An 11,908-nucleotide genomic window follows, 5' to 3' on the forward strand; every position below is an offset into this window, starting at 1 on the left:
CATGGCGCTGGGTATCGCCTGGATCCACGACCGCAGGAAGGACCGGCGGCTCGCCGCCGAACTGAAAGGAGTGATCTGAGATGCTCGGTCTCAGTCTCGAGAAACTGATCGTCATCGGCATCATCGCCGCCATGGTCATCGGCCCGGAGCGGTTGCCGCAGTATGCGGCGAAGCTCGGAGAGTTCGTCCGGGGTCTCCGGGAGTTCATCGCCTCCTCGAAGGCGGCGGCGGAGTCTGACCTGGGCGTGCCGATCGACACCGCCGGCTGGAACCGGCAGGTCCGCCGGTACGATCCGCGGACCATCGTCAGGGACGCGTGGACCGGGAACGACACCCCCGCCACCACCCCGGACTTTGAACCGGCCACCGCTACGGCTGCTGAACCGGCTGCCGATGACGCCGCCGAATCGGCGGAGGCCCCCACCATGCGGGAACGCTGGGTCGTCGTCGGCGGCACCTCGGGCCACCCGGTCCGCCGCAGGATCCTCGAGCCGGTCCCCGCCGAACAACCGACGGTCGGTGAACCGAGGGTCCAGGACGGGACGGTCGGTGCACCGACAACCGGCGTCCCCACCGGACCCGCCGTGACAGAAAGCGCCGCACCCCATGGCATCCGGCAATAATGGGCACATGACGAGTGCACCCCCGCTGCCGGACAGGGACGGATCCCGACGGATCCCGCCCCTCCTCATCGACCTGGCGGTCATGGCACTCATCCTGGTGTCCACTGCGGTGCTGGGCCCCCGCCCGTCCGGAGATCCAGGGCCGCAGGGCCGCCCGCCGACCCCGGGGGACCCGGCCGGTGTCAGCGGCATGACCGGAATCGACGGCCCCGACCGCTACTGGATCATCGTCCCGGTCGCCGCGGTCCTCGCCGCCGCACTGATCCTGCTGCGCCGCCGCCGACCCGTCCCCGTGTTCGCTGCGGCGCTCGTCCTCTACAGTTCCACCGTCGTCCTCGGACTCCCGGTCCTCGGCGCCGGAATCGCCGTGACCGTGGCGTCCTGGTCCGTGGCCACCCGTCGGCCCCGGAAGACCACACTGGTCGTCGGCGGCGTCGGCACCGGCGTGGTCGCCCTGCTCAGCCTCCTCTACTCCGGGGAACTGAACCTGGACCCGCAGGTCTTCCAGATAGCCGCGGGGATCGCCGTCGCCTCGGCACTGGGGGACAGTACCCGTTCCAGGCGCGAGTACACCGTGGCGGCGACCGAACGTGCCGAACGCGCCGAACAGACCCGGGCGGCCGAGGCCCGACGGCAGGTCGCCGAGGAGCGGCTGCGCATCGCCCAGGACCTCCACGACACCGTCGCGCACCGCATCTCGGTGATCAGTCTGCACGCCGGTGCCGCGTCGGCGGCACTGGAGCGCAACCCCGACAGGGCCAGGGAATCCCTCGGGACGATCCGCACCGCCTCCCGGGAGGTGCTCGGCGAGATCGGCGTCCTGCTGCGCTACCTGCGCGCCGAGGACGGGGTGAGCGCCACCGCGATACCGCAGCCCGGCATCGGAGACATCGACGCCCTCGTCGCGACGGTCCGGGAGTCCGGGATGACGGTGGCCCACAGTACCGGGGGTGATCTGGACCGGGTCGATGAACTCACCGGTCGGGTGGTCTACCGTGTGGTGCAGGAAGCACTCACCAACGCCGGGAGACACGGGTCGGGTCACACCGTCACCCTGGCGGTCGGTGTCGGGACAGCGAAGGTGACCGTGACGGTCACCAACCCGGTCTCCGCCACCGACCGCAACCAGCCGGACGCCACCCACGGTGGGCTGGGCCTCACCGGACTGCGGGAACGGGTCTCCGCCGCCGGTGGCACGGTGCACACCACGGTGGGCGGCGCCTCCTTCCGGTTGGACGCCGAACTACCCCTCAGACGACCCCTGACGACCCCGGACGACCCGGGACGATCCGGGCTGAAAGGACACACCCCGTGATCTCCGTACTCGTGGTCGACGACCAGGTGCTGATCCGTCAGGCTGTCGGTGACATTCTGTCCTCCCACCCGGACATCGAGGTCACCGGCACCGCCGGAGACGGTGAGGAGGCGGTGGACCGGGTTGCCTCCCTGCACCCGGATGTGGTGCTCATGGACATCCGGATGCCCGTCCTCGACGGCATCGGTGCGACGGAGAGGATCTGCTCGGACCCGGCGAACACCGGGACGCGCGTCCTCATCCTCACCACTTTCGAGGAGGACGAGTACGTGGTCGCCGCGCTGCGCGCCGGGGCCGGCGGTTTCATCGGCAAGGGGGCGGAACCCGAGGACATCATCCGGGCGGTGCAGGCCGTCCACGCCGGGGACTCCCTGCTGTCACCGGCGGCGACGCGTGGTCTGATCGCCCGGTACCTCGACGTGCCGGATGCCGGGTACGGCACCGGGACGCCGGGTGCACGCGGCGCCGTGTCCGAGGAGGCGGAGCGTGCGCTGGAACGGCTCACCGGGCGGGAGCGGGAGGTCCTGCTGCAGGTGGGGCGGGGGTTGTCGAACCAGGAGATCGCCGAGGAGTTCTTCATCTCCCCACACACCGCGAAAACGCACGTCAACCGGATCATGTCGAAGATCGACGCCCACGACCGGGCGCAGCTGGTGATCCTCGCCTATGAGAGCGGGCTGCTCTCCCCGGGGAGGTGACCGTCGGCGCCGTCGGTACCGGACACGGAGTGCGGTGCGGACGCTGAGGCTGCCGCCGAGGCGCGGTGCGCCATCTCCTCCGCCTTACGCCGCCGGTCCCGGCGCACCAGATACACCACGCACAGCGCCAGGGCGAGGGCGCACAGGACGTAGATGACCGTGGAGAAGCTGTCGATCGTGTCCGAGACCCGGTGGTAGTTCGCGCCGAGCAGGACGCCCAGCCAGATCAGCACCGCATTCCACACCGCGGAGCCGATCAGCGTCAGTACGGAGAACTTCACGAGGTGCATCCGGTGGACGCCGGCCGGGATGGAGATCAGGCTGCGGATGCCGGGGATGACCCGGCCGATGAGGATCACCGCGTCGCCGAACCGGTCGAACCACCGCAGTGACTTGTCGACGTCGCTGCCGTCGACGAGCCAGACCCGGTCGGCGATGACCCGCAGACGGTCCGCGCCGATCACCGCCCCGAGCCAGTAGAGCAGCCAGGCGCCGACCAGCGACCCGCCGGTCGCCCAGACGAACGCGGCCCACGCGCTCATGTGGCCCTCGGTCGAGGCGAATCCGGACAGCGGGAGGACCACCTCACTGGGGATCGGCGGGAACACCGTCTCTATGAGGATCGCCAGACCGACGCCGGGGGCGCCGACGGTCTCCATGAGAGAGACGAGCCAGTCGACGACAGAGGTGATCACGGGGGAGGACCTTTCGGGGTCGGAGGCGGAGTGACCCCAATTTACCCTGTCGGTCGAACCGGGTGACGGTCGTGCCGGTGAGCCGCCGGTCAGCCGCCCGGGGCGGCCTCCCCGCCTACTTCTTCAGTGAGGCGACCGGTGCGAAGCGGTCACCGTAGGTGGCGGCGAGCTCCTCGGCGCGGGCGACGAAGCCGGCGACCCCGGCAGTCGGGTAGTCCGCTGCCGCGCCCTCGGGAAGGGCGGCTGCGGCAGGTCGGGCGTAGTTGGTGATGAACTGGCGGGTGCCGCCGGTCCACGCCGGGTAGCCGATGCCGAGGATGGAGCCGATGTTGGCGTCCGCGTCCGAGGTCAGCACGCCCTCGTCGACACAGCGCTGGGTCTCCAGGGCCTCGATGAACAGCATGCGCTCGATGAGGTCGTTGAGGGTCGGGCCGGCCTCACCGGCGGAGACGGTGGAGTCCAGGCCGTGACCGGCGGTGGTGGCCTCGCCGTCGGGGACGGTGACCGGGGTGATGCCCAGCTTCCCGGCAAGTTCACCTCGCAGACCGGACCACAGTCCGGCACGTCGACCGTTCTCGTCGTACTCGTAGAAGCCCCTGCCCTCGAGCTTGCCGGGACGCTCGAAGTGGTCGAGCATGGCGTCCACCAGGGCGTTGACACCACCGTCGTCGACGGTGACGCCGGCGGCGTCGGCGGCGGCCTGGTTCTCGGCGCCGATCTTGCGGGCCAGCTTGAGGTTCAGCTCGTCCTGCAGCTGGAGCTGCGGGGCGGGGTAGCCGGCCTGGCGTCCCGCAGACTCGATGACGGCCGGGTCCACCCCTTCGACGAGCATGCGCATCGCCTCATTGAGGACGGTGCCGATGACGCGGGAGGTGTAGAAACCGCGGGAGTCGTTGACGACGATCGGGGTCTTGCGGATCTGCCGGGCGAAGTCGAGGCCCTTGGCCAGGGTCTCGGGCGAGGTCTCGGCGCCGGAGATGATCTCGATGAGAGGCATCTTGTCGACCGGGGAGAAGAAGTGCAGACCGATGAAGTCACCCTTGCGCTCCACTCCCTCGGCCAGGCCGGTGATCGGCAGGGTGGAGGTGTTGGAACCCAGGACACAGGTGGCGGGCACGGCGTCCTCGATCTCGGCGAAGACCTTGTGCTTGAGCCCGGTGTTCTCGAAGACGGCCTCGACGACCAGTTCGACGTCCGCCAGGTCGGCGTAGTCGGCGGTCGGGGTGATGCGGCCCAGCAGTGCCGCGGACTTCTCTTCGGTGGTGCGGCCACGCTTGAGTGCCTTGGCCTCCAGCCCCTCGGAGTAGGCCTTGCCCTTTGCGGCGTTCTCGACCGAGATGTCCTTGAGGACGACCTCGATGCCGGCCTTCGCGGCGACGTAGGCGATGCCCGCGCCCATCATGCCCGCACCGATGACGCCGATCTTCGAGAACGTGGTCTTCGGGAAGGGGGTGCCGTCGGCCCGGACCGGGCGGGAACCACCGCCGTTGCAGTGGTTCAGGTCGAAGAAGAAGGCCTGCATCATGTTCGTCGAGGTCGGTCCGGTGACCAGTTCGACGAAGTAGCGGGTCTCCACGGCCGTGGCGTCCTCGATGCGCTTGAGCTGCGCACCCTCGACTGCGGCGGCGAGGATCGCCTTCGGGGCGGGCATCGGCGCACCCTTGATCTGCTTGGTGACGTTGGCGGGGAAGCTGGGGAGCATCGCGGCGAGCGCCGGGGTGGACGGGGTACCGCCGGGGATCCTGAAGCCCTTGCGGTCCCACGGCTGGCTGGCATCCGGGTTCGCTGCGATCCACGCCTTCGCTGCATCGATGAGCTGGTCGGCCGGCACGATCTCGTCGATGAGGCCGATCTCCTCGGCAGCCTCGGCGTTGAACTGCGTGCCGGTGGTGAGGACCCGGGTCAGTCCGGTGGCCAGGCCGAGCAGGCGGGTGACGCGGGCGACGCCGCCACCGCCGGGCAGCAGGCCCAGGGTGACCTCGGGCAGGCCGACCTTCAGACCCTTCGCGTCGGAGGCGATGCGGTGGTGGGTGGCCAGGGCGATCTCGAGGCCGCCGCCGAGGGCCGTGCCGTTGATCGCGGCGACGACCGGGACGCCCAGGGTCTCCAGGGTGCGGAAGTTCGCCTTCATCCCGTCGCACATGTCACGGGTGGCCTCGGCCTCGGCCGGGGTGGCGGTGATCATGGACTTGATGTCGCCGCCGGCGAAGAAGGTCTTCTTCGCGGAGGTCACGACGACGCCTGTGATCTCCCTGCCGTTGCCGGCCTCGACCGCTGACCGCAGCTTGGCCACGGTCTCCGCGAGGGAGTCGCGGAACGCGTCGTTCATGACGTTGACGGGGGCGGACGGGTCGTCGATGGTCAGGGTGACCACACCGTTGGCGTCGGTGTCCCAACCGATGATGTTCTCGCTCATTTGTGGTCTCCTCAGACTCGCTCGATGATGGTGGCGACGCCCATACCGGCGGCGACACAGAGGGTGATCAGGGCGTAGCGTCCGCCGGAGCGGTGCAGTTCGTCGACTGCGGTGCCGGTGATGATGCCACCGGTGGCGCCCAGCGGGTGGCCCATGGCGATGGCGCCACCGTTGATGTTCAGCTTCTCGTCGGGGATGTCGAGTTCGCGCTGGGCGCGCAGGACGACGGAGGCGAAGGCCTCGTTGATCTCCCAGACGTCGATGTCCCCGGGGGTGAGACCGGCCTTGGCCAGTGCGGCGCGGGCGGCCGGGGCGGGGGCGGTGAGCATGATCGTGGGCTCGACACCGGTGGTCGCGGCGGTGACGATACGGGCGCGCGGGGTCAGACCGTTCCTCTTGCCTGCGGCCTCGTTGCCGATGAGCAGCAGGGACGCGCCGTCGACGATGCCGGAGGAGTTGCCGCCGTGGTGGACGTGGTTGATCGTCTCGACCTGCGGGTACTTGTTCAGTGCGACGGCGTCGAAACCGCCCTGGTCGCCGATGACGGCGAAGGCGGGACGCAGACCGGCGAGCTTCTCGACGGTGGTGCCGGGGCGGATCGTCTCGTCGCGGTCGAGGACGGTGAGTCCGTTGGCGTCCTTCACCGGGACAACGGAGCCGTCGAAGCGGCCCTCGTCCCAGGCCAGCGCGGCGCGGGCGTGCGAGCGTGAGGCGTAGGCGTCCAGCTCCTCACGGGACACGCCGTCGAGGGTGGCGATGAGGTCGGCGGAGATGCCCTGCGGGACGAAGTCGGTGTAGAAGGAGGTCGCCGGGTCCATTGCCAGCGCCCCGCCGTCGGAGCCCATCGGGACGCGTGACATGGACTCCACGCCACCGGCCAGCACGAGGTCGTCGAAGCCGGAGCGGACCTTCATCGCCCCCATGTTGAGCGCGGTGAGGCCGGAGGCGCAGTAGCGGTTGAGCTGCACGCCGGTGACGGAGTACGGCAGACCGGCGTTGAGTGCGGCGGTGCGGGCGATGTCCATGCCCTGGTCACCGAGCGGGGAGACGACACCGGTGAGGATGTCCTCGATGGCGCCCGGGTCGAGCTCCGGGTTGCGCGCCAGGATCTCGGTGATGAGGCCGGAGAGCAGGTCGACCGGTTTGACGGTGTGGAGGGAGCCGCCGGGCTTGCCCTTGCCGCGCGGGGTGCGGATCGCGTCATAGATGAAGGCCTCGGGGATTCCCGTGTTCCCCGGGGCGGATGCGTCAGTCATAGTGGTCCTCACGTTTTCGTGGTTCGTCCCCGCGTGGACGCGCCGGTGGGCCGTGGCTGCGGGCGACGGCGGTGCGCCGGGGCCGCGGGGCCGCGGGGCCGTGGATGCGTAGCGGGGACAACATACGTATGCAACATGTGTCGCCGCTCACTATAGCCACTTCCTGCCGTGCGGGGTGCGGTTTCCGCGTTCGGGGGTGGCCACGTTTTAGGGCCACTGCCTGCGTTTTTGTCCTGTGAACCTATGTTCGACGCAGGACCGTCACCAGGTTCGAGACGCCCACCTCGCGCAGTCCGGGCACCTTTACCATCCACCACGCCCACCACGGGTGGTACCGGGGGAAGGATGCCACGGGCTCGGCATCCCCCCTGTCCCGTACGGCGGACGCGTACCGCAGACCGTCGGCGCAGGAGACGTCGAACAGGGATTCCCCCCAGCGGTTCTTCGGCGGGTTGCCGTGTTTCCGTTCGTAGCGCCGTGCCGCGAATTCGCCGCCGACATAGTGCTGCCACAGGCCGGTCTCGTGCCCTCCGAAGGGGCCGAGCCAGCACGTGTACGAGAGGACCGTGAGCCCGCCGGGTTTCGTGACGCGCAGCATCTCGTCGGCCATCCGCCACGGATCGCTGACATGCTCGGCGACGTTGGAGGAGTAGGTGAGGTCGAAGGCGGCGTCCGCGAAAGGCAGGTCCATGCCGGACCCCCGCACGGAGGACGCCAGCCTGATGCCTGCCGCGGCCATCTCCCCGACATCGGGTTCGCAGGTCACGTAGTTTCCCTCGGCCACGCCCGCCGCGGCGAAGGCCCGCCCGAAGTAACCGGGGCCGCCGCCGACGTCGAGGATCCGGGTGCCGGCCAGGGATGCTCTCCCGTCGGCTGTGGTGGCTGTGGTGGCTGTGGTGGAGCCGGCGTCCACCCAGATGTCGGAGAGGAGGCCGACGGTGTCCGCGGCGAGGTGACTGTAGAACCGGTCCGGGTCGGACTGTTCGAAGCGGAAGTCGGTGAGCAGACCGAGGGAGCGGCGCAGGGTCGCACGGCGGCGCAGGGTGGGGAGGGTCGTGTCGGCCGACGTTTGCGTCACCTTTTCTGCCGATCCCGCGCGTTGTCAAGCTGTGTGGAGTCAGTGAACACTAAGTAGTTGCTTCCTGCTGATAATTGATCCCGACGACCTCCGCCGGCTTCCTGGTCTTCGGCCTACCCCGGAACCGTTCCGGATGCCGGTCGAAGTAGCGCTGCTGTGCGTCGTCACGGACCTCGTGCTTGGCCTTCCACGTCCCGTCGAAGACGTCCTGCGGACTGAACAGCGCAATGCCTGAGTGCTTGTGACAGGTGTTGTACCAGGGCACATACGACCGTAGGAACGCCCTGGCCGCCTCCAGTGAATCGAAGGTGCCCGGATAGTCCGACCGGTACTTCATCGTCCTAAACTCCGACTCGGAGTACGGATTGTCGTTCGACACGTACGGCCGGTTGTGACTCATCTGCACACTCAACGGCCCCAGCAGCTCCTTGAGGTCATTGGACTTCATCACCGCCCCGTTGTCAGCGTGCACGACCTCCGGGGCGCCGTAGGCCTCGATCGCCTGGGTGAACATCTCGTTGACCAGGTCCTTGTCCTCACGTTCCCCGACCCGCCAGGCGATGATCATCCGCGAGTAGATATCGATCACCGAATACGCCTTGAACGTCTTCCGGGTATACGGCGACTTCAGGTCCGTGATGTCCCAACTCCATACCTGACCTGGCGCTTTGGCCACCACCACCGGTTTCACACGCTTCTTCGACGTACCGGTGCCCTTCGTCGGGGCAACCGGGCGAGTGGCCTGGTCCAGGTCTTCGGCGATGCGCCACCACGACCGACGCGACGCGATCATGATCCCGGCGTCCCACGCGGTGGCGAACGCGTAGTCCACCGAATTACCTGCGGCCCAGGCCATCTGGATCATCCCGGCGATGACCGCCCGGTCGAACAGGTCGATGCGGGATTCGTAGGCCCGGTCGACCTGGTGGACCGGATTAGCCACCGCGGTGCGGGGATGGTGACGGTAGTGCCAGGTTGACCGCGACAGGTCGACAATGCCCAGCGCCTTGCGCAGCGATCCCAGACAGTCAGGGTGCTTCAGCTCACTGACCAAGGTGTTCTCCACAGTCAGGAACCGGAGGGCTTCTTCTGCTCCGGGTCGTCGTCGGGCCCATGCACGGAGATCTCGTGCAAGAGCCCGATAGCTTTTCCCAACGCATCGTTGGTCGCCTCCAGCTTCGAGTTGGATGCCTGGAGTTCGGCGACCTGCTTTTCCAGCTCGGCAATGCGACGGGCTTCGGCTTCCTGCCGACTGGCGACGGCCCGGCGTTGGGGATCGGAGGATTTCACTCCACCAGTGTTCCTGGGAACCAGTCCTTTGTCGATGTCCCCGTCATAGACCGCGGAGCGCCACCGGCGCAGAACTGTGGGGGACACTTCCGTGCGCGCCAGCCATGTTCCCTTCGTGCCGTAGGGCTGCCGGTCGTACTCGTAGACGAACTCTCGGACCTGATCGTTGGTGTAGCCCGGTGCAATGCTCATCGCCGGGTCTCCTTTCTGTGCGGGAGTCAGAGTGACTCACACACAGCCTGGCAAAGAGGGTCCCTGGCAGGGGGAGGCGAAAAGGGGGACGCAAACTCGGCGGTGCCGTGTGACGGGCGTGATGACGCAGGCATGAGTCGATCATGGCACAAGTCATGTGACACTTCGGTTCGGGAGCAGAGTTGCTGTCCATCAAAGAAAAAAGGTGCAGAAATCGTCCTGTCTCTGTACTGTCAGGCGCATGTTACTGAGCCTGACGATCGAGAACTACCGCTCCTTCGCGGCGCCGGCCGTCCTGGATCTGCAGAAGCGCTCCTTCACCACGAACCTGCCCAGGAACGGTAGCTGGACCGGCAGCACCGAGCGCATCGCCGGCATCTACGGTCCCAATGCCTCCGGCAAGTCCACCGTGCTCATGGCTCTGGGTGCGCTGCAGCGGGCGGTTACGGATTCTGTGCAGTTTCCCCGCGCCTCGCAGATGCTGCGCACCCCTCATGCGCTGCATCCCGGAGATGAGACCTTCTTCGAGGTGGAGTATGTCCGGGAGTCCACCCGGTACCGATGGTCGGTCACTCTCACCGGTGACGGCATCACCGAGGAGCAGCTCGACGCGGTGGGTGGTGACAGCGGTAGCTCGCACTGGCGCCGTCTGTACACCCGGACCGGCCAGGAAGTCGAGTTCGGTCGTCATTCGGGACTGCCTAAGGCTGCACAGCAGAATGTCGAGGCTTTCCTCCGTCCCTGGGCTCTCGTGCTCTCCGCCTGGGCCCTCGTCCGCGACCGAGGTCCGTACTTTTCTGCGGTGACGTGGTGGTTCAGTGAACTCCGTGTCGCTCCCACGCCGGGGGACGGCCCGGAGAACGCGGACCTCCACGCTGAGACTCTCAATTTAATGGTGGATCCGACGTGGGAGAGAGCTGCGCATGATGTGCTGCGGGCGGCAGACGTGGGCATCTCATCCGTGGACATCCGCAAGGACAAACTGCCCGCAGAACTTGTCGAGATGCTTGAGACCGTGCAGGAGGTGATGGAGTCCCGTCGTTCCGCTGACGGTGCTGGAGCGCGCCCCGTCAAGGATGATCCCGGTCTGGCGGAGAAGGTCAATGACGTCATCCAGAGACTGGAGTTCACCCATTCTTCCGGGAAACACACGTTCATCCTGAAGGAACAGGATGAGTCCCGGGGTACCCGCTTCTGGCTGGATCTGGCGCTGACGGCGGTCCGCTCCCTGGTCACCGGTGAAGTGCTGGTGATCGACGAGCTGGACGCGAGTATTCACCCTGCACTGGTGCGGTACTTCATCGATCTCTTCCTGCACGAGGAGACAAATCCTTCGGGTGCCCAGTTGCTCTACACGTCCCACGACGTAACCCCGCTGGGCAACGTCCTCAGTGAACACCTGTCGGAGAGCGTGGTGTGGCTCGTCGACAAGCAGGACGCTGAATCGTCGCTGATCTGTCTGGACGAATACCCCATCAGTCGACGGAGCAATCTGGAGAAGCAGTATCTCAGTGGTGCTTTCGGTGCGCTCCCCGTGCCAGGTCCGGAGCTGGCCTCCGCGATCGTCTCGTTGCGCGGCGAATGGCTGGATGCTCTGAGCTCCGGGGAGGGCGCCGAGTGAACGCACGCAGGCGGGGACGATCGGCAGCGGGGACGCAAGGGGGCCCGGGGGACACGGCCTCTCAAGGAGGTCCCCCTGGTGGTGTGCCAAGGAGTGGTGACTGAGCCGGAGTACATCGGGCGGTTGGCGCAGGCTGTCCGGAAGCGTAATCCATGCTTCGGATCGAAGCCTGAGGATCCGGTGAAGCTGGTCGAACATGCTGCCGCTGTTGCGGAGGACCGGGATGCGACCCGGGTGTACGTCGTCATCGATGTCGACGACAGTCCACGGGAGCAGATCGAGCAGGCCATCAGCAGGTGCCGGAGGAAGTCCTCGAAGAAGCGGACGCTCGTTCTTGTGGTCTCCAACGAGAGCTTCGACAGTTGGCTCTATGCCCATGTCATTGACGGCCGGGTTCCGTCCGGTCAGCCGAGGTCCTACTTCCAGAAGAAGCTGGCGGGCGGCGGGTATCTGCACGGATCACCGGCGAAGCACCTGTGTGTGGATTTTCCGGTCGGGAACTGGGAGAAGGCGGAACAGCGTATCCCCACTGTCGGCCTCAACGAATCAGGGACGAACCCGTCGACCGCCATGCCTGCGCTGATTCGCGACCTGCTGTCGCTGGCGACGAAGTGAGTGGTCGGGGAACCGGCCAGCCTGAACCGAACCCTGGTCAGCGTGGCGGTGGGGGAGTACGCTCCGCGGAGCATGAGCCAGCAGTACAGCCTCAGTAACCTCAATGCCC

General features: G+C 67.4%; 11 protein-coding genes. 5 read left to right on the top strand and 6 right to left on the bottom strand.

The features are described from left to right. Positions 1 to 80: 80 nt before the first annotated feature. From QZV72_RS02685 to QZV72_RS02695, 3 genes are read left to right on the top strand one after another with little or no spacing between them, the layout of a single operon-like run. The gene (locus QZV72_RS02685) at positions 81 to 623 is read left to right on the top strand and encodes a twin-arginine translocase TatA/TatE family subunit (RefSeq protein ID WP_297004929.1); all 543 of its coding nucleotides are present in this window, start codon (positions 81 to 83) and stop codon (positions 621 to 623) included. Between the two features lie 7 nt (positions 624 to 630). Further along, complete coding sequence (locus QZV72_RS02690) at positions 631 to 1,938, top strand: sensor histidine kinase (protein ID WP_297004932.1); 1,308 nt, start codon at positions 631 to 633, stop codon at positions 1,936 to 1,938. Beyond that, complete coding sequence (locus QZV72_RS02695; protein ID WP_297004935.1) at positions 1,935 to 2,636, top strand: response regulator transcription factor; 702 nt, start codon at positions 1,935 to 1,937, stop codon at positions 2,634 to 2,636. Before QZV72_RS02690 ends, QZV72_RS02695 begins: the two co-directional genes overlap by 4 nt. Here QZV72_RS02695 and QZV72_RS02700 read toward each other — a convergent pair. From QZV72_RS02700 to QZV72_RS02725, 6 genes are all read right to left on the bottom strand, one after another. Continuing rightward, positions 2,603 to 3,331: a DedA family protein gene (locus QZV72_RS02700; RefSeq protein WP_297004938.1), complete on the bottom strand. Its 729-nt coding sequence runs from the start codon at positions 3,329 to 3,331 to the stop codon at positions 2,603 to 2,605. The genes QZV72_RS02695 and QZV72_RS02700 overlap by 34 nt on opposite strands. 115 nt (positions 3,332 to 3,446) lie before the next feature. Next, positions 3,447 to 5,747, bottom strand: coding sequence for a 3-hydroxyacyl-CoA dehydrogenase NAD-binding domain-containing protein (locus tag QZV72_RS02705; protein ID WP_297004940.1), 2,301 nt, complete (start codon positions 5,745 to 5,747; stop codon positions 3,447 to 3,449). Positions 5,748 to 5,758: 11 nt separating this feature from the next. After that, positions 5,759 to 7,003: an acetyl-CoA C-acetyltransferase gene (locus QZV72_RS02710; RefSeq protein ID WP_297004941.1), complete on the bottom strand. Its 1,245-nt coding sequence runs from the start codon at positions 7,001 to 7,003 to the stop codon at positions 5,759 to 5,761. A 241-nt stretch (positions 7,004 to 7,244) separates the two neighbouring features. After that, positions 7,245 to 8,081 (bottom strand): class I SAM-dependent methyltransferase, encoded by an 837-nt coding sequence (locus QZV72_RS02715; RefSeq protein ID WP_297004944.1) that lies wholly within the window; start codon positions 8,079 to 8,081, stop codon positions 7,245 to 7,247. 49 nt (positions 8,082 to 8,130) lie between these two features. Continuing rightward, on the bottom strand, positions 8,131 to 9,147 hold the full coding sequence (locus QZV72_RS02720) for a DDE-type integrase/transposase/recombinase (protein WP_297004947.1): 1,017 nt from the start codon (positions 9,145 to 9,147) through the stop codon (positions 8,131 to 8,133). A gap of 2 nt (positions 9,148 to 9,149) precedes the next feature. Beyond that, the gene (locus QZV72_RS02725) at positions 9,150 to 9,563 is read right to left on the bottom strand and encodes a hypothetical protein (protein WP_297004951.1); all 414 of its coding nucleotides are present in this window, start codon (positions 9,561 to 9,563) and stop codon (positions 9,150 to 9,152) included. 241 nt (positions 9,564 to 9,804) lie between these two features. Between QZV72_RS02725 and QZV72_RS02730 the strand changes: the two genes are divergently transcribed. After that, on the top strand, positions 9,805 to 11,184 hold the full coding sequence (locus QZV72_RS02730) for an ATP/GTP-binding protein (protein WP_297004953.1): 1,380 nt from the start codon (positions 9,805 to 9,807) through the stop codon (positions 11,182 to 11,184). Between the two features lie 81 nt (positions 11,185 to 11,265). Beyond that, complete coding sequence (locus tag QZV72_RS02735; RefSeq protein ID WP_297004954.1) at positions 11,266 to 11,799, top strand: RloB family protein; 534 nt, start codon at positions 11,266 to 11,268, stop codon at positions 11,797 to 11,799. Positions 11,800 to 11,908: the final 109 nt, after the last annotated feature.

The sequence above is a fragment of the uncultured Corynebacterium sp. genome (assembly GCF_902782855.1).
GTDB lineage: Bacteria > Actinomycetota > Actinomycetes > Mycobacteriales > Mycobacteriaceae > Corynebacterium.